Source organism: Anaeromyxobacter sp. SG17 (assembly GCF_022690695.1).
Taxonomy (GTDB): domain Bacteria; phylum Myxococcota; class Myxococcia; order Myxococcales; family Anaeromyxobacteraceae; genus Anaeromyxobacter; species Anaeromyxobacter soli.
In genome coordinates, this window is the sequence record NZ_JALCYX010000020.1 from 57791 (window position 1) to 75542 (window position 17752).

The following is a 17752-nucleotide window of genomic DNA, read 5'->3' on the forward strand; positions in this document are numbered from 1 at the left end:
CGCCCCCGGCCGGCGGGCTCGCTTCGCTCGCCGAGCGTTCGTGTGGAGAACGGGTCCGTCAGGAGGCGATCCGGTTCCCGGGGATCCGCACGACCACGTCCTCGTCCGAGACGCAGGCCTGGCAGCCGAGCCGCGAGCTCGGCTGGAGCCCGGCGGCCTCGTTCAGCTTGTCGTCCTCGCGATCCTCGATCTCGGAGAGCGAGTCGAGCCCCGCCTCGATCCAGACGTGGCAGGTGGTGCAGGCCGCGACGCCGCCGCAGTTGTGGGGGAGCTCGACCCCGGCCTGCTCGGCGGCCTCCAGGATCGACGAGCCGCGGCGGACCTCCGCGCTCTTTCCCTCGGGCAGGAAGGTGACCTTCGGCATGCGCGCTACGCCCCCTCGTCCTCGAGATCGCCGTCCTTGGAGCCGGTCGCGCGCGGGTGCTCGACGATGCTCTCGGCGAACTCCTGCACGCGGTGGCCGGCCATCGCCTGGCGGATGTGCTTGTCCATCCGCCGCTCGGCGAACGCCTTCGAGGCGGCGTCCACCGACTCGATCCACGCCTTGATCGCGAGGTAGTCCGGGCCGGCCATGGCGTCCCGCAGCCCGCGCATGCGCTCCTCGATGGGCGCCCGCTCGGCGTCGGTGAGCAGCCCGCCGTCGAGCTCGAAGGCGGACTCGAGCGAGCCGAGGATTCGGTCGCCCTCCACGCGCCACTCGACGAGGAAGCGCTGGGTCACGTCCTCCTCGGCGTGCTCGATGCTCTCGACGAGCATCTGCTCGACCTCCTCCTCCGTGAGGCCGTAGGTCGCCTTCACCTGGATCTTCTGCTCGATGCCGGTCGTGAGCTCGCGCGCCGAGACCTGGAGGATCCCGTCCGCGTCCACGGCGTAGGTGATCTCGACGCGCGCGATCCCCGCCGGCATGGGGGGGATGCCCTTCAGCGTGAAGCGCGCGAGGGAGCGGCAGTCGCGGGCGAGCTCGCGCTCGCCCTGCACGACGTGCACGACCATCCCGGTCTGGCCGTCGGCGTAGGTCGTGAACTGCTGGGTGGCGCTCGCCGGGATGGTCGAGTTCCGCATGATGATCTTCTCGACGACCCCGCCCATCATCTCGACGCCGAGCGACAGCGGGATGACGTCGAGCAGGAGCAGGTCCTCGCGCCCGCCGCGGTCGAGCGCGTCGGCCTGCACCGCGGCGCCGAGCGCGACCACCGTGTCGGGGTCGAGGTCCGTGAGCGGCTCCTGCCCGAAGATCCGCCGCACGTGGCGCCGCACGAGCGGCGTCCGCGTCGCGCCGCCGACGAGGACCACCCCGTCCACCTTCGCGACGTTCGCGTCGCGCAGCGCCGCCTCGCACGGTCCGGTCGTGCGATCCACCACCGGCTGGATGAGCGCCTCCAGCTCGGCGCGGGTGAGCCGCGCCCGCAGGCGGTGCCCCTCGGGGAGCTCCACGTCCGCCTCGACCACCTCGTGCGCGGTCAGCTCCTCGCGGATCTTCTGCCCCGCGGCCACCGCCCCGCGCAGCACGGCCGGCGACGGCGCGCCGTTCGGGGGCGTGAGCCCGTCCTCCATGAGCCTCCGCGCCACGAGCCGGTCGAAGTCGTCGCCGCCGAGGTGCGTGTCGCCCACGGTCGAGAGCACCTCGAAGACCCCGGCGTCGAGCCGCAGGATCGACACGTCGAACGTACCGCCGCCGAGGTCGTACACGGCGAAGACGCCCTGCGAGCGCTTGTCGAGCCCGTACGCGAGCGCCGCCGCGGTGGGCTCGTTGAGGAGCCGGAGCACGTCGAGGCCGGCGAGCCGCCCGGCGTCCTTGGTCGCCTGGCGCTGCGCGTCGTCGAAGTAGGCGGGGACGGTGATGACGCAGCCGCCCGGCGCGCCGCCGAGCGCCTCCGCGGCGCCCCGCTTCAGGACGCGGAGGATCTCGGCGGAGACCTCGATCGGCGTGACGGCGCGCGTGCCGCCGTTCAGGACGAGCCGCACGACCGCCCCGGACTCGTCGAAGCGGTAGATGCCGCGGTCCTCGGGGCGGATGTCCCCGGGGCCGCGGCCCATGAAGCGCTTCACCGAGAGGATGGTGTCGAGCGGCCGCTCCGGCGCCCGGCGCTTCGCGCCCGCGCCGACCTCCGGGTCGCCGCCCGCGTCGTAGTACACCGCCGAGGGCAGGAGGCGGCTCCCGCCGTCCACCTCGAGCACCTGCGGGCGGTTCCGCTCGTCCACGTGGGCGACGAGCGAGTTCGTCGTGCCGAGATCGATCCCGATCGCGCGCGGCATGTGGCTCCTCAGGGTCCGGCGGCGGCGGCGCCGCGTTCGGCGTCCGCCACGATGTTGTCGTAGTACCGCGCGCGGGAGAGGCGCCGCGCGATCTCCACCGGCAGCTCGGAGAACCAGTGGTCGTCCTCGAACATGCCTCCGACCTCCGCCTCGATCCCTTCGAGCCGGGAGCGCGCCGCGCGCGCGATGCGCCGCAGGGCCTCCCCGTCGCCGTCGGAGAGCGCGAGGGCGAGCGCCTCCCGCCACTCCAGCTGCTCCTCCAGGAACTCGGGGTCGGTGAAGGTCCGCCCCTCGGAGAACACGTCCGTCCCGGCGAGCTTCAGGAGGTAGGCGGCGCGGAGCCGCCAGTCCTTCAGGTAGCGGAAGGCGTCGTTGAGGCGGGTGGCGCGCTCCAGGGAGAGCCGCCGCTCCCGCGGCTCGGCGCGCGCGAACCGATCCGGGTGGAGCACGCGGGAGAGCTCGCGGAAGCGCCGCTCGAGGTCGGCCCGGTCGAGCGCGAACTCGCGCGGGAGGCCGAGGAGCGAGAAGTAGTCCTCGGTGCGCGCGACCGGCTGGATCTTGCGGCAACGCGGGCAGAAGAGCGTCCCGCTCTCCAGCTCCAGCTCGCAGCTCCAGCAGGTCGGGTGGCGCATCTCAGATCGGGTGGCGCATGCTCTCGAAAAGAGCATTCCCGCTCGCCCGGGGAGATCCCGGCGCCGAGCGGGAACGCACTAGCACGTATCGACTAGATCGTGAACGACTCGCCGCAGCCGCAGGCGCTCTTCACGTTGGGGTTTCTGAACACGAAGCCGCTCTGCATCAGCGTCTGCTGCCAGTCCACCACCGTGCCCGCGAGGAACACGGCGCTCTTCGGGTCGACGAAGAGCCGCGCGCCGTCCCGCTCGATCACCTGATCGTGCTTGGCGGGCTCGGCGGCCCAGTCGATGACGTAGGAGAGGCCCGAGCAGCCGCCCCCCTTCACGCCCAGGCGAAGGCCGCCGTTGGGCGTCCCCTTCTCCGCCGAGAGGGCGCGGATCCGCACCGCCGCCTTCTCGCTCAGGTCGATGTTCCCCGCCATCCTTCGCGCCTCCCCTCAGATCCCGGACTTCAGCACGCCGCGCTCGAGCAGCGCCGCGCGATCGCCCTGGACCGTGTCAGCCTTCACCGTCGGGTCGAGGCCGTGCTTCTTCTGCCAGTCGGCGACGGCCGCCTTGATGGCGTCCTCCGCGAGGACCGAGCAGTGGATCTTCACCGGCGGCAGGTTGAGCTCGTTCGCGACGTCGGTGTTCTTGATGGTCAGCGCCTCGTCGACGGTCTTGCCCTTCACCCACTCGGTCACGAGCGAGGAGGACGCGATCGCCGAGCCGCAGCCGAACGTCTTGAACTTCGCGTCCTCGATGACGCCGTCGCCGTTCACCCTGATCTGCAGCTTCATCACGTCCCCGCAGGCCGGGGCGCCGACGAGCCCGGTCCCGACGTCCGGGTCGCCCTTGTCGAGCGAGCCGACGTTGCGGGGGTTCTCGTAGTGATCGAGGAGCTTTTCCGAGTACGACATCTTCGTTCCTTCGCTAGTGGGGGTTCGCCCACTCGATCTGAGACAGGTCGACCCCGTCCTTCACCATCTCGTAGAGCGGCGACATCTCGCGGAGCTTCTTGACCTTCGCGACCACGAGGCGGACGACGTGGTCCACCTCCTCCTCGGTCGTGAACCTCCCGAGGCCGAAGCGGATCGAGGAGTGCGCGAGGTCCTCCGAGATGCCCATCGCGCGCAGCACGTACGACGGCTCGAGCGACGCGCTCGTGCAGGCCGACCCGGACGACACGGCCACGTCCTTGATGGCCATCATCAGCGCCTCGCCCTCGACGTAGGCGAAGCTGACGTTCAGGTTGCCCGGCACGCGGTGCGCGAGGCTGCCGTTCACGGTCAGGAGATCGAGGCCCGCCTGGAGGCCCTTGCGGAGCCGCTCGCGGAGCGCCAGCACCCGCGCGGCCTCCGCGGCGCCCTCGAGCCGCGCGAGCTCGGCGGCCTTGCCCATCCCCACGATGCCGGGCACGTTCAGCGTGCCGGAGCGGAACCCGCGCTCGTGGCCGCCGCCGTCCATCTGCGCCGTGAGCCGCACGCGCGGCTTGCGCCGGACGTACAGCGCGCCCATGCCCTTCGGCCCGTACATCTTGTGCGCGGAGATCGAGGCGAGGTCCACGTTCGCCTGCTCCACGTCGAACGGGACCTTCCCGACGCCCTGCACCGCGTCGCAGTGGAAGAGCACGCCCGCCGCGCGCGTGATCCGCCCGATCTCCTCGATGGGGTGGAGGACGCCGGTCTCGTTGTTGGCGTGCATGATCGAGACGAGGGTCGTGTCCTTCCGCAGCGCCGCCTTCAGCCGGGCGGGATCGAGCCGTCCGTCCTTCTCGACGTCGAGGAAGGTCACCTCGAAGCCCTGCCGCTCGAGCGCGTGCATCGAGTCGAGCACCGCCTTGTGCTCGGTCTTGCAGGTGACGAGGTGCTTGCCCTTCGACTGGTAGAACTGCGCGACGCCCTTCACCGCGAGGTTGTCGGACTCGGTCGCGCCGCTCGTCCAGACGATCTCCTTGGCGGAGGCGCCGATGAGCTTCGCCACCTCCTCGCGCGCTGCCTCGACCGCCTCCTCGGCGTGCCAGCCGAACACGTGGCTCTTGGAGGCCGCGTTTCCGAACTGCTCGGAGAAGTACGGGAGCATCGCCTCGAGCACCCGGCGATCGACCGGGGTCGTGGCGTGATAATCCATGTAGATGGGAATCTTCATCGCACCCGAGGGCTCTTAAGCTTCAGGGAACGCTAACGCCCGGACGTCGACGGGCGGGGTCGAGTATAAGGAAATCAGCCACCCGGTCAAGCGTGCACCGCAAGCAAGCATCGGGCGACACAGCGGAATTTCGTTACCGTTCCCAAGGGACACATGCGCCTTCCGACCCGGATCCTCCTCGCAGCGCTGACCTTCGCGGCGGTCGCGTGGCTGCCTGAGCTGGTCGGCCTGGGCCCGACCGGGTCCCAGAGCGACCTCCAGCTCGGCACCCTGCTCGCCGAGGGCTCGATCGTCGCGTTCGCCGTCGCCTTCGTGGGGGGCGTCGCGACGAGCCTCACCCCCTGCGTGTACCCGCTCATCCCGATCACCGTCTCCATCTTCGGCGCCCGCAAGGCCGGCACCCGCTCCGAGGCGATGGCGCTCTCCGGGCTGTACGTCCTCGGGATCGCCGCGATGTACTCCGCGCTCGGCGTGGGCGCGGCGCTCACCGGCAAGGCGTTCGGGAGCGTGATGCAGAACCCGTGGGTGATCGGGCTCGTCGCGCTCGTGCTCGCCGCGATGGCCGCCTCGATGTTCGGCGCGTTCGAGCTGCAGCTCCCCTCGTCGCTCCAGGCGCGGCTGTCCGGCGTCGGCGGCGCGGGCCGCGCCGGCGCGTTCGCGATGGGGCTCGTCTCCGGCGTCATCGCCGCGCCGTGCACCGGGCCCGTGCTCGCGGCGGCGCTCACCTTCGTCGCCGCGAAGGGCTCGGTCGCGTTCGGGCTCGGCATCATGTTCACCTACGCGCTCGGCATGGGGCTGCTCTTCTTCCTCATCGGCGCGTTCTCGATCTCGCTGCCGAAGAGCGGCGCCTGGATGGAGACCGTGAAGTCGGTCTTCGGCGTCGCGCTCCTCGCCGCGGCCGGCATCTTCCTGAAGGACGCCTTCCCGCAGGTGAAGCCGATCTTCTCCGCCGCCCGCGAGGCGGCCTTCGTCGCGGCCGCGCTCGCGGCCGCCGGCGTCGCCCTCGGCGCGCTGAACGCGAGCTTCCACGGGCCCGCCGGCGAGCGGCTCGCGAAGGGGCTCGGGGTCGCGCTGCTCGTGGGTGGGATCGTCTACGCCGCCGGCGCCGCCGGGGCGCGGGAGCGCGCGCGCTCGGCCGCGGCGTTCGCGTGGCTGCACTCCGAGGAGGAGGCGATCGCGCTCGCGAAGACCTCCGGTCGCCCGGTCATCATCGACTTCTGGGCCGAGTGGTGCACGGCCTGCAAGGAGCTCGACAAGACCGCGTGGGCCGACCCGCGCGTGCGCGAGGAGGCGAGCCGCTTCGTCGCGGTGAAGCTCGACGGGACGGACGGGTCCGAGGCGTTCCAGGCGCTCGCGGAGAAGTACGGGGTGGTCGGGATGCCGACCGTGGTCTTCATCGACCCGCGCGGCCGCGAGGTGCCCGACCGCGTGATCGGCGCGATCCCGGCGCAGGAGATGGTGGGCAAGCTGCGCGCCGTGGACGCGGCCTGCGAGCGCGCGCCGGCAGCCCCGAAGACGGCGGGCGCGCTCGCCTGCGCCGCGCGCTGGTAGCGCGCGGCGGCGCTGGCGCGAAGGGCCCCGCCGCGGGCCCGCGAGCGCTACAGGACCTGGTAGCCCGCCAGCACCAGGAACTGAAGATCCGCCATGCCGTCGCGCAGGGGCGCGTCGCCGGCGCCGACGCGGAAGCCGACCGCGGCGCGGACGCCGACCGTCAGCTCGTCGTAGAGCGGGGTCTCGTAGGAGGCCGCGGCGCGCGGGGTGAAGAGCACGCCGGCGTCGTAGCGGGTGGTCACCGTGATGGGCGCCTCACCGGAGAGCGAGACGACCCCGCCGGCGGCGCGCGTCGAGAGGACGAGCGCGGGCGCGAGCTCGAGGCCGCGGTCCTTGTGGTTCTCGTCGTGGATCCACTCGCCGCCGAAGTTCGCGTACCAGGCGAGGCCCACGCGGCCGGCGAGGTCGAAGCCGCCGGCGGTGCCGAGCGGGCGGCGGTAGAAGGCGCCGAGGCGCAGCTCGGTCTTCGCCCAGTCGAGATCCCCGAACACGCCGAGGTCGTCCTGCGGCGTGAGCCCCTGCGCCCAGGCGATCCCGAGCGAGGACCAGCCGGCCCAGGCGAGCGTCGCCGACCCGCCGCCGAGCGGCTCCGCGGAGAGGAGCGAGAGGGTGCGGGCGGGACGCCGCGCCGTGCCGGTCGGGGTGGAGGTGGCGCGAGGCGCCGCGGGGGCCGCCGGGCGCGCGGGCTCGGCCTGCGCCGGGGCTTCCTGGCCCGGCGGCGTCTCGTAGGGCCAGTCCTCGGGGGGCGCCTGGGGGGCGCCCTGCGCGGAGCCCGTCGCGAGCACGAGGTTGAGGGCGAAGAGCGAGGCGAGCATGCGGGTCCTCCGGGCCGCGCATTCTAGCGACGAAGCGGCGCGGCAGGGACGGAACGGATGGGCGGCCGGGGGATTCCCGGTTGACACCCCGTCGGCGCACGGCATATGAGGAGGCCCCCAAAGCCCAGGTGGCGGAACTGGTAGACGCACCAGATTCAGGGTCTGGCGGCCTCAAAACCGTGGAGGTTCGAATCCTCTCCTGGGCACTCGGGCCGGCGGGACACGCTCCCGCCGGCCCGTTTCCGTTCCGGCCCGCCCCCCGCGCTTGACCTTCCCGGCGCGTCTGCATAGATATGCAGACCCATGCATGTCCATCCGGTCTCGGTGGTCGGGGCCTCCGGCTACACCGGCCTCGAGCTGACGCGGCTCCTCGCACGCCACGCGCACGTCCGCGTCGCGGCGCTCTACTCCGATCGCTGGGCGGACGAGCCCGCCGGCGGGCGGCTCCCGCTCTCGGGTGAGCTCGCGGCGCTGCGCTACCGCCCGCTCGCCGAGGCCGAGCGCGCCGACGGCGAGATCGTGTTCCTGGCCACGCCCGCCGAGGTGTCCGCCGCGCTCACGCCGCGGCTGCTCGCGCGCGGCGCCCGCGTCGTGGATCTCTCCGGCGCGTTCCGGCTCGCGGACCCCGCGGCCTACCCGGCCTGGTACGGGTTCCCGCACCCCGCCCCCGAGCTCCTGGCCGAGGCGCGGTACGGCCTGCCCGAGCTCGCGCGCGCCGGGCTCGCGGGAGCCAGGCTCGTCACGAACCCGGGCTGCTACGCGACCTCCATCGCGCTCGCCGTGGCGCCCCTCGTGAAGTCGGGGCTCGTGTCGCCGGACGGGATCGTCGTCACCGGCCTCTCCGGCGTGTCCGGCGCCGGCCGCAAGGCGAGCGAGGACTACAGCTTCGTCGAGGTCGGGGACGACCTGCGCGCCTACCGCCTCGGCCGCCACCAGCACGTCCCCGAGATCGAGCAGACGGTGCTGCGCCACGCCGGCGCCTGCGGCCCGATCGCGTTCACCCCGGTGCTCGTCCCCATCCGCCGCGGGATCCTCTCCTCCGTCGCGCTCCGGCTCGCCGGCGGCGCGCGGCCGGCCGACCTCGAGGGCGCGCTCCGCGCCGCGTACGCCGAGGAGCCGTTCGTGAAGGTCCTCGCCGCGGACAAGGTCATGGTGAAGGACGTGCTCCACACCAACCGCGCCCACGTCGGCGTCGCGGTGGACCCGCGGGCCGGGGTCGCGCTCGCCACCTCCGCCATCGACAACCTCGTGAAGGGCGCCGCCGGCCAGGCCGTGCAGGCGATGAACGCGGCGATGGGCTGGCCCGAGACGGCCGGGCTCGACCTGCTCGGAGGCTGACCGTGAGGATCCCGAAGGGCTTCCGGTTCGGCGGCGTCGCCTGCGGGCTCAAGCCCCAGCGGCGCGATCTCGCCCTCGTGGTGTCGGATCACCCCGCCGCCGCGGCCGGCGTCTTCACCATCAACAAGGCCGCCGCCGCGCCGATCCAGGACGCGCGCCCGCGCGTCCCCGCCGAGGGGATGCGCGCCATCGTGGCGAACTCCGGGAACGCGAACGCGCTCACCGGGCCCGCGGGCCTCGACGACGTGGCGGTGATCCGGAGCGCCGTCGCCGACGCGCTCGGGGTGCAGAAGCGCGCGGTGCTCACCGCCTCCACCGGCGTCATCGGCGCGCGGCTCCCGGCGATGAAGATCGTGACCGCCCTGCCCGCCCTCGTGGACCAGCTCGGCGATCACCCGGACCTCGCCGCCGAGGCGATCATGACCACCGACACGCGCCCGAAGATGGCGGCGCGCGAGGTCACGCTCGGCGGGAAGACCGCGGTCGTGTCGGCCATCTGCAAGGGCTCGGGCATGCTCGCGCCGCAGCTCGCCACGACGATGTGCCTCGTCACGACCGACGCGGCCGTGACGCCCAGGGCCCTGCAGGACGCGCTCTCCCGCGCGGTCCAGAAGACCCTCAACATGGTCACCGTGGACGGCGAGATGTCCACGAACGACTGCGTCATCGCGCTCGCGAACGGGCTCGCCGGGAACCCCCGCATCTCCGAGCCGGGTCCCGACCTCGCGGTGCTCGAGACCGCGCTCGGCGACCTCCTCGGCGAGATGGGCCGCGCCATGGCCGCCGACGGCGAGGGCGCGACGAAGCTCGTCGAGGTGGTGGTCTCGGGGGCGCCCGGCGACGAGGCGGCCCGCGACTGCGCCCGCTCGATCGCGTCGTCGCCGCTCGTGAAGGCGGCGCTCTTCGGCGCCGATCCGAACTGGGGGCGCATCCTCTCGACCGTCGGCGCCCGCGCCGGCGCCGCGGGCTACCCGATCGATCCTTTCAAGGCGCGCGTGTCCTTGCAGGGCATCGCGGTGTTCGGCGGCGGAGCGCCCATCGAGTTCGACCGGGAGAACCTCCGCACGCGCATGCGCGAGAGCCGGATCGACGTGCTCGTCGAGCTCGCCGACGGCGAGGCGCGCGCGACCGCCTGGGGCTGCGATCTCTCCTACGACTACGTGAAGATCAACGCGGACTACACCTCCCTCATCGTCCAGAAGCCGGACGGCGGGATCGCCAAGGACGACCGCGTCTCGAACTACAGCCCTGCCTTCAAGCGGGCGCTCCTCGCCGAGGCGCTCAAGTACATCTCCGCCTTCTCCGGCCAGATCGCCGTCATCAAGTACGGCGGCGCGGCGATGGTGAAGGACAGCCTCAAGGAGGCGTTCGCCGAGGACGTGTCCCTCCTCAAGAAGGTGGGCCTGAAGCCGGTGGTGGTCCACGGCGGCGCGCCCGAGATCACGAAGACCCTCGAGAAGCTCGGCGAGCGCAGCGAGTTCGTGGACGGCATGCGCGTGACCGACGCCCAGAGCCTTCCCGTCGTGGAGATGGTCCTAACCGGCAAGGTGAACCAGGAGCTCGTGGCGCTCCTCAACGCGCGGAACGCCGGCGCGGTCGGCCTGTCGGGGAAGGACGGGCGGCTCCTGCGCGCCAAGAAGGCGACGCACGAGTCCGGCCGCGACCTCGGGCACGTCGGCGAGGTGGTGGAGGTGAACCGGGAGTTCCTCCGCATGCTCCTCGACGGCGGCTACGTCCCGGTGATCTCGCCCATCGGCCTCTCCGACGAGGGCGGCAGCCTGTCCATCAACGCCGACGAGGTCGCCGCCGCGGTCGCGGTGGCGCTCGGGGCGAAGAAGCTCATCTACCTCACCGACGTCCCCGGCATCCTCGAGTCCAGCCCGGACGGCGCGCTCGTGCGCCAGCTCGACACCCGCGATCTCGCGCGGCGGGTGCAGGCCGGCGCCGTGACCGGGGGCATGAAGTGGAAGGCCCAGTCGATCCTCGCCGCGCTCGCGGGCGGCGTGGAGCGCGTCCACGTGCTGGACGGGCGCCAGCCGCACACCGTCATCGCCGAGCTCTTCACCGACCGCGGGGTGGGCTCGCTCGTGACCTCCACATGAACAGCCAGCGCCGCCGCCGCGACGCCGTCGTCCGCCTGCTCCGCGGGCGCCAGATCGGCACCCAGGACGAGCTGCTCGACGCGCTGCGCGCGGCGGGGATCGAGGCGACGCAGGCGACGCTGTCGCGCGATCTCGCGCAGCTCGGCGCCCGCCGCGTGTCGCGCCCGGAGGGGGGCACCGTCTACGAGCTCCCCGACGGCGCCGGCGGCTCGGACGGCCTCGCGACGCTGCGCGGCCTGGTCTCCGAGGTGACCTCGAACGCCTCGCTCGTGGTCATCCGCACCCACCCCGGCAGCGCCCCTGCGATCGCCCGCGCGATCGACCTCGCCGAGCTGCCGGAGGTGCTCGGCACCATCGCCGGCGACGACACCATCTTCGTCGCGCCGGCCGGGGAGCTCCGGCCGCGGCGCCTCGCCGCCCGGCTCGGCGAGCTGCTCGGCGCACCCGTCTCGAACGGCGGCGGCGCGACTGCGTAACGGGGGCTGCGCCCCCGCCCCGCCGACGGCTGGCCGCCGTCGTCGGGGCCCCATCCCTGCTCGCCGGGTCCCGTGCGCCGCCGCGAGCGGCTTCGCCGCTTCCGCGGCGTCGCCCCGGCGGGCTCGCTACGCTCGCCTGTTCGCGACTCGCGTCTAAGGTCGGGCGCTCGCGCCCGCGCGGCGCACGGTCCTCCCCCCGCTCCCCCGATTCTCCCTGCCTCGCCGCGGGCGTTCGGCCCAGGAGGCGCTCGCCTGGGGCCAGCCGCGGGTCGGCGTGGACTTCCTCCTGCTCGCGCTCCTGCACGAGGTCCCCGAGCTGCGCGAGGCGCTCGGCGCCTCCGGGGTGGCGGTGGAGGAGTACGAGGCGCGGCTCGAGCAGGCGATCCCGCGCGGCGCGCCGATCGAGGCGGAGCAGGTCGGGCTCTCGTCCGGCATGAAGCGCGTCCTGCAGGTCGCGCGGATGCAGGCGGCGCAGCGCGGCCAGGACTTCATCGGCCCCGAGCACCTCCTCGCGGCCATCGTCGTCGACGGCGAGAGCTTCGCGGCGCAGTTCCTCCGCGACGTGGACCCGCGCGCGCTCGAGGCGCGGCTCCAGGGCGGCGCGCCCGAGGCGTCGGGCGGGGCGGCTCCGCCGCGCCGCACCGATCTGCCGCCGAACCTCGCCCGCTTCTCCCGCGATCTCTCCGCGCTCGCGAGGGCCGGCGAGCTCGACCCGGTGATCGGGCGCGAGGCGGAGGTGGAGCGGGTCATCCGCATCCTCTCCCGCAAGACGAAGAACAACCCCGTGCTGGTGGGCGAGCCCGGCGTCGGCAAGACCGCCATCGCCGAGGGGCTCGCCCAGCGCATCTCCGCGGGCGACGTGCCCGAGGTGCTGCGCGACAAGCGCGTCCTCGCGCTCGATCTCGGCGGGATGCTCGCCGGCACGCGCTTCCGGGGCGACTTCGAGCAGCGGCTCACCGGCCTCATGGACGAGGTCCGCAAGCTCAAGGGGAAGATCATCCTCTTCATCGACGAGATCCACACCGTGGTCGGCGCGGGCGGCGCCGAGGGCGCGATGGACGCGTCGAACCTCCTGAAGCCCGCGCTCGCCCGCGGCGAGCTGCAGGCGCTCGGCGCCACCACGCTCGACGAGTACCGCAAGCACATCGAGAAGGACGCCGCGCTCGAGCGCCGCTTCCAGCCGGTGCTCGTCTCGGAGCCGACGCCGGCGCAGACGCTCGAGATCCTCCGCGGCCTCCGCGACTCCTACGAGGCCCACCACCGCGTCAAGATCACCGACGCGGCGCTCGACGCCGCGGTGGACCTCTCGGACCGGTACGTCACGGACCGCTTCCTCCCCGACAAGGCCATCGACCTCATGGACGAGGCCGCGGCCATGGTGCGGCTCTCCGCCGCGAGCGGCCCGGACCGGCTCTCGCAGCTCGAGGGGCGCGTCGCGCAGCGCGAGAAGGACAAGGCGCAGGCCGTCGCCGCCGAGCGCTACGCCGAGGCGGCCGAGCTCAAGAAGGAGCTCGAGGGCCTCAAGGCGGAGCTCGACCGGATGCGCAAGGGCTGGCGCGAGCAGCGCTCCACGCAGGAGCCGTCGGTCGGCCCCGAGGACGTCGCGCGCGTCGTCGCGGAGTGGACCGGGATCCCCGCCGAGAAGCTGCGCATGGAGGAGATGCAGCGGCTGCTCGAGATGGAGCGCGCGCTCGAGAAGCGGGTCGTGGGCCAGGAGGAGGCGATCCGCGCCGTGTCCGAGGCGGTCCGCCGGGCGCGCACCGGCCTCAAGGACCCCAACCGTCCCATCGGGACGTTCCTCTTCCTCGGCCCCACGGGCGTGGGGAAGACCGAGACCGCCCGCGCCCTCGCCGAGTACCTCTTCAACGACGAGGGGGCGATGATCCGCTTCGACATGTCGGAGTTCCAGGAGCGGCACACCGTCTCCCGGCTCGTCGGCGCGCCCCCGGGCTACGTCGGGTACGAGGAGGCGGGCAAGCTCACCGAGGCCGTGCGGCGGCGCCCGTACTCGGTCCTGCTCTTCGACGAGATCGAGAAGGCGCACCCGGACGTCTTCAACGTGCTCCTCCAGCTCATGGACGACGGGCGGCTCACCGACGCCAAGGGGCGCACGGTGAGCTTCAAGAACACCATCGTGGTGCTCACCTCGAACGTCGGCGCCGACGCGCTCGCCTACCGCACGACCGTCGGGTTCTTGCGGAGCGACGACGAGTCGGCGCGCGCCATGCGCGATCAGGCGATGGAGGCGCTGAAGACCGCGTTCCGGCCGGAGTTCCTGAACCGCATCGACGAGATCGTCGTGTTCCACCCGCTCACGCGCGAGCAGATGGGCGGCATCGTCGAGCGGCTCCTCGAGGTCACGCGCCGCAAGCTCCACGGCCAGGGCATCTCGCTCGAGGTGACGCCCGCCGCGATCGACGGCCTCGTCGAGCGCGGGTTCGAGCCGCGCTTCGGCGCGCGCCCGCTCCGGCGCGCCATCCAGCGCGAGCTCGAGACGCCCATCTCGCGGATGATGCTCCGCGGCGAGGTGACGGAGGGCGCGCGCGTGCGGGTGGACTTCGCGGACGGCGCCTTCCGCTTCGAGCCGGCGCCGCGGGCGCCCGCCGCCGCGGAGCCGGCGGGCCCGCCCGGACCGCCGCCCTAAGGCGAGCTCCCCACCCGCGCCCACTCCGCGTTGGAGCGGAGCACGCAGTCCTCGATGGCGAGGCCGGCGAAGTAGTTGCCGGTCACGGCGAGCCGCTGCCCGGCGAGGCCACGGTCGATCTCCGCCACGATCTCGGGGTGGCCGAGCGCGGGAGCCGGCAGGACGATCCGCTGCTCCACGACGTCCGGGAGCTCCGCCACCGGGACGCGCAGCACCGCGGAGATCCGCTCGAGCCGCTCGTCGCGCGAGAGGCCGGGCTTGAAGTGGAAGGCGAAGCCGCGGAAGCGGGGATCCGGGAACGGGTCGCGCGTCACGCAGGAGTGGAACACGTCGTCCACGGGGACGAGGAACGCGCACTCCGGCATCCAGCACCGCTCGCGCGGCAGCGCGACGCCCACGCTCTCGACGGCCACCGTCCGGACGCGCTCGATCGCGCCCGCGAGGGCGGGGAAGTCGTCGCGGAGGAGGCTGGGCGCCTGGTCGACCGGAGCGGCCACCGCCGCGATCGGCGCCTCCCAGGTGCGGCCGTCCGCGGCCGTCACGACGAAGCCTCCGCCGGCGCGGGCGACCCGGGTCGCGCGGACGCCCTTCTCGACGGTGATCCCCGGCGCGGCGGCCGCCGCGTCGCACACCGACTGCAGGCCGCCCTCGAGGCCGAAGCTCCGCACGAACTCCGGCCGGCGCGGCCGCTTCTTGAACAGCGACCCCGCCCCCTCCACCGGGAACCCATCGGCCTTCTGCGAGGGGACGGCCGCGAAGAACGGGGAGAAGAGCCGCGCGTAGTTTCCGGGCCCGAGGAGCTTCGAGTAGTACGACCCGATCGTCTCCCCGTCCTTCTTGCGCAGGAAGTTCAGGGGGAAGTGGACGGCCGCCTCGAGCCAGTTCAGCTGGAGCAGGATCTTGGGCGGCGTGAGCCAGCGGTACTCGCCGTTCCGGAGCAGCCCGAATCGCCCCCGCGCCGGCCCGCGCTCCTTCACCTTGCCCGTCATGCCCGTGCCGACCACGATGTCGAGCAGCGCGCCGTAGCTGTTGTAGGCGGTGTGCGCGCCCATCTCGAACCAGTAGCCGTCCGGCCGCCGGTGCGAGTGGAGGCAGCCGCCCACACGCGCCTCGCGCTCGAGCACGAGCACCTTGCGGCCCGCCTGGGCCGCCTTCCACGCGAGCCCGAGCCCGCTCACACCCCCACCCACCACGATGACGTCCGCCGTCGCCATGCCCTTGGAGCTCCCTAACCTCGGGTGAACACTGCCGGCGCGGGGCCGGCGAGCGGGAGGAGCGTCGCAGAGAATGCCGCGCCGCGCCAGAGGCGGGTTCGCCGCACCCGCGGCGGACGCCCACGCCGCTTCCGTGACGTTGGCCGGGTCCGCCGCGTCGGGTTACAAGGCCAACATGCGACTCCGCATCGGTTTCCTGGGGCTCGGGACCATGGGAGAGCCCATCGCAAACAACCTCCGGAAGGCCGGCCACGACCTGACGGTCTGGAACCGGACTCCCTCGAAGGCCGGCCACATCGTCTCGAAGGGCGGCAAGCTCGCGGGGTCGCCGCGCGAGTGCGCGACGGGCCGGGACCTCGTCGTCTGCTGCCTCACGGACGAGCGCGCGCTCGACGCGGTGCTCGAGGGACCGGACGGCGTCCTGGCGGCGCTGCGCGAGGGGGACGTGCTCGTGGACATGAGCACCGCCGGCGTCCAGGCGGCGCGCTCGGTCGGCGAGCGGGTGAGCGCGCGAGGCGCCCGGTTCGTCGCGTGCCCGGTGCTGGGATCGCGGACGGCGGCCGAGCAGGCCCAGCTCGTCCTCGTGGTCGGCGGCCCGGCGATCGCGCGCGAACGCGCCCGGCCTGCGCTGCACGCGGTGTCGGCCCGCCTGTTCGAGGTCGACGAGGCCGCCCAGGCGGCGCTCCTCAAGCTCTGCGTGAACGCCATCGGCGGCGCCATGATCACGGCCTTCGGCGAGGCGCTCGCGCTCGCGCAGGCGGGCGGCATCGCCGTCCCCAAGCTCGTGGAGGTGCTCCAGGCCTCGTCGTTCCACTCGCCCCTCTACCTCATGAAGGGGGAGCTCGTGGAGCGCAGGGACTTCGCGCCGCGGTTCTCCATCGCCCTCGCCGAGAAGGATCAGCGGCTCGCGCAGGAGGCCGCCGCCGACCTCGGCGCGAAGGTCCCGCTCAACGAGACCGTGCGCCGCCTCCTCGCCGCCGCCGCGGAGAGCGGCCGAGGCGACAAGGACGTCGCGGCGATGGCGCAGCTGTTCTTCGAGTGGGTGGAGAAGAAGTAGCGGAGCGACGCGCGCGCCCGGCGCAGGCCGAAAACGGTTTCTCCGGCGCGCTAGGCCAAGGCCTCGCCGACCACCCTCACCAGATCGTCCAGGTGGAACGGCTTCTTCACGTAGCCGACCGGCCGGCCGATCCGCTCGACCTCGCGCGCGACCTCGTCCGGGGGGGTCGCCGACACGAAGAGGATCTTCGGGCAGCGCTCGCCGAGCGCCTCGCGAAGCGCGAGGAACAGCTCCGCGCCGTCCATGCCCGGCATGCGGAAGTCCACGAGGGCCAGATCCGGCGGCTCCAGCCGGGCGAGGGCGAGCGCCTCGGCGGCGTTGGAGGTGGACACGGCGGCGTGTCCCATCCGCCGCACGGCGAGCTCCAGCGCACGCCGGACGATGTCGGTGTCGTCGACGATCAGGACCCGGGCCAAGGCACCTCCGCGAGATTGCGGCGGCCCGGGATGCGGTTCGCGTGCCGCCGCCAAGTCCCGTTTTATCGGGTGGCGGGAGGTGGTCCTGGGGAACCCAGGGTGTGCGCGCCCGAGCGCTCCTCACCCGTAGCGGGCGAGGGTCCGCCGCACCGCGTCCACGAAGTGCCGGCGCGCCGAGGCCGGCGCGATCACCTCGGCGTCGCCGCCGAGGGAGAGCGCGTACCGGGTGGCGTACTCGTCGCTCGCCCCGGCGAGCTCGACGACCGCCCCGCCCTTCTCCGTGCGCTTCACGAGCCGCACCCCGGGCCGGGCGAGCGCCCAGGCCGCGGCGAGGGGCCCGAGCTTTATCTGCGCGGGCTCTCCCTGCGCCTCCGAGAAGAGCCGCGCGAGCACGAGCTCCGCCTCGCTCGGCGGATCGAAGCGCTCGTCCGTGACGGCGCACTCCCGGATCCGGTCGAGGCGGAACGCGAGCGCCTTCCCGCGCTCGGAGTCGTGGCCGTACAGGTACCAGTGGCCGAACCGCTGGGCGAGCGTGTAGGGGCGGACGACGCGCTCGGTCTCCGCGTCGCGCGAGGCGGAGTGGTAGGCGAGCCGCACCGCGCGGCGCTCGGCGATGGCGCGCTGGAGCCGGCCGAGCACCGAGTCGCGCGCGGGCGGCGCGCCGGCGTAGATGCGGCCGACGAGCTCGTCGAAGCTCGCGCGGCGGTCGCGCGGCACCGACTCGCGGAGCGCCTTCACGGCGCGCTCCCGGCCCTCGCCACCGAGCCCCTGCGCCGCGGCGGCGAGCGCGGCCGCCTCGCTCTCGGTGAAGCGCGGCGGGCGGGAGAAGCTCTGGTGCAGCGCGACGTAGACGCGGTCCCCCTCGACGTACAGGTCGAGGAAGTCGTCGGGCGCGAACGGCGGCGAGCCGACCTCGAGGAGGAAGTCGAGATCCGCGAGCAGCTCCCGCTCGGTGCAGGCGCAGCGGCGCGCGAGCTCCTTCACCGGGATGCCCGGGTGGCGCACCGCGTACGGCACGAGGAACAGGACGCGCCGGAGCCGGTCGCGGGGGTCGGGCCGCGGCGCGGCGGCGGCGGCCTTGCGGGCGGCGGCCTTCGGGGCCGGGGCCTGGGCCGGCTTCG

At 73.5% G+C, this 17752-nt stretch carries 16 protein-coding genes and 1 tRNA gene; 7 read left to right on the forward strand and 10 right to left on the reverse strand.

The window, feature by feature from the left end; all coding sequences use genetic code 11:
- Window positions 1-58 precede the first annotated feature (58 nt).
- The 6 genes from MNY60_RS10235 to MNY60_RS10260 all read right to left on the reverse strand — a co-directional run bounded on the left by MNY60_RS10235 (window position 59) and on the right by MNY60_RS10260 (window position 5018).
- Window positions 59-364, reverse strand: coding sequence for a 2Fe-2S iron-sulfur cluster-binding protein (locus MNY60_RS10235; RefSeq protein ID WP_242340276.1), 306 nt, complete (start codon window positions 362-364; stop codon window positions 59-61).
- A 5-nt stretch (window positions 365-369) separates the two neighbouring features.
- Entirely contained in the window at window positions 370-2256 is a 1887-nt protein-coding gene (gene hscA, locus MNY60_RS10240) for a Fe-S protein assembly chaperone HscA (RefSeq protein WP_242360575.1), read from the reverse strand.
- 8 nt (window positions 2257-2264) lie between these two features.
- Entirely contained in the window at window positions 2265-2888 is a 624-nt protein-coding gene (gene hscB, locus MNY60_RS10245; protein WP_242340278.1) for a Fe-S protein assembly co-chaperone HscB, read from the reverse strand.
- A 92-nt stretch (window positions 2889-2980) separates the two neighbouring features.
- Entirely contained in the window at window positions 2981-3313 is a 333-nt protein-coding gene (locus tag MNY60_RS10250; RefSeq protein ID WP_242340279.1) for an iron-sulfur cluster assembly accessory protein, read from the reverse strand.
- A gap of 15 nt (window positions 3314-3328) precedes the next feature.
- On the reverse strand, window positions 3329-3790 hold the full coding sequence (gene iscU, locus MNY60_RS10255) for a Fe-S cluster assembly scaffold IscU (RefSeq protein WP_242340280.1): 462 nt from the start codon (window positions 3788-3790) through the stop codon (window positions 3329-3331).
- A gap of 13 nt (window positions 3791-3803) precedes the next feature.
- Window positions 3804-5018: an IscS subfamily cysteine desulfurase gene (locus MNY60_RS10260; RefSeq protein WP_242340281.1), complete on the reverse strand. Its 1215-nt coding sequence runs from the start codon at window positions 5016-5018 to the stop codon at window positions 3804-3806.
- 153 nt (window positions 5019-5171) lie between these two features.
- On the opposite strand from MNY60_RS10260, the gene MNY60_RS10265 reads away from it, so the two are divergent.
- Window positions 5172-6569, forward strand: coding sequence for a protein-disulfide reductase DsbD (locus MNY60_RS10265; RefSeq protein WP_242340282.1), 1398 nt, complete (start codon window positions 5172-5174; stop codon window positions 6567-6569).
- Between the two features lie 47 nt (window positions 6570-6616).
- Here the strand turns inward: MNY60_RS10265 and MNY60_RS10270 are convergent, their stop codons facing one another.
- Complete coding sequence (locus MNY60_RS10270) at window positions 6617-7384, reverse strand: hypothetical protein (RefSeq protein ID WP_242360576.1); 768 nt, start codon at window positions 7382-7384, stop codon at window positions 6617-6619.
- Between the two features lie 122 nt (window positions 7385-7506).
- Here MNY60_RS10270 and MNY60_RS10275 point away from each other — a divergent pair.
- The 5 genes from MNY60_RS10275 (at window position 7507) to MNY60_RS10295 (ending at window position 13944) form a co-directional block, all read left to right on the forward strand.
- Window positions 7507-7590 (forward strand) — tRNA-Leu (locus MNY60_RS10275).
- Window positions 7591-7687: 97 nt separating this feature from the next.
- Complete coding sequence (argC, locus tag MNY60_RS10280; protein WP_242360577.1) at window positions 7688-8722, forward strand: N-acetyl-gamma-glutamyl-phosphate reductase; 1035 nt, start codon at window positions 7688-7690, stop codon at window positions 8720-8722.
- Window positions 8723-8724: 2 nt separating this feature from the next.
- Entirely contained in the window at window positions 8725-10824 is a 2100-nt protein-coding gene (argJ, locus tag MNY60_RS10285) for a bifunctional glutamate N-acetyltransferase/amino-acid acetyltransferase ArgJ (protein WP_242340285.1), read from the forward strand.
- Entirely contained in the window at window positions 10821-11300 is a 480-nt protein-coding gene (locus tag MNY60_RS10290; protein ID WP_242360578.1) for an arginine repressor, read from the forward strand. Before argJ ends, MNY60_RS10290 begins: the two co-directional genes overlap by 4 nt.
- Window positions 11301-11574: 274 nt before the next feature.
- The gene (locus tag MNY60_RS10295; protein WP_242360579.1) at window positions 11575-13944 is read left to right on the forward strand and encodes an ATP-dependent Clp protease ATP-binding subunit; all 2370 of its coding nucleotides are present in this window, start codon (window positions 11575-11577) and stop codon (window positions 13942-13944) included.
- On the opposite strand, the gene MNY60_RS10300 is transcribed toward MNY60_RS10295, so the two are convergent.
- Window positions 13941-15158 carry an NAD(P)/FAD-dependent oxidoreductase gene (locus tag MNY60_RS10300; RefSeq protein WP_242340288.1) on the reverse strand — a complete coding sequence of 406 codons (1218 nt, stop codon included), beginning with the start codon at window positions 15156-15158 and terminating at the stop codon, window positions 13941-13943. The two genes, MNY60_RS10295 and MNY60_RS10300, sit on opposite strands and share 4 nt — an antisense overlap.
- A gap of 175 nt (window positions 15159-15333) precedes the next feature.
- Between MNY60_RS10300 and MNY60_RS10305 the strand changes: the two genes are divergently transcribed.
- Window positions 15334-16215, forward strand: coding sequence for an NAD(P)-dependent oxidoreductase (locus MNY60_RS10305; protein WP_242340289.1), 882 nt, complete (start codon window positions 15334-15336; stop codon window positions 16213-16215).
- A 50-nt stretch (window positions 16216-16265) separates the two neighbouring features.
- On the opposite strand, the gene MNY60_RS10310 is transcribed toward MNY60_RS10305, so the two are convergent.
- Both MNY60_RS10310 and MNY60_RS10315 read right to left on the reverse strand, forming a co-directional pair.
- Window positions 16266-16631 carry a response regulator gene (locus tag MNY60_RS10310; RefSeq protein ID WP_242340290.1) on the reverse strand — a complete coding sequence of 122 codons (366 nt, stop codon included), beginning with the start codon at window positions 16629-16631 and terminating at the stop codon, window positions 16266-16268.
- Between the two features lie 120 nt (window positions 16632-16751).
- Window positions 16752-17752: YafY family protein (locus tag MNY60_RS10315; RefSeq protein ID WP_242360580.1), on the reverse strand; the 1001-nt coding region annotated here is incomplete at its 5' end.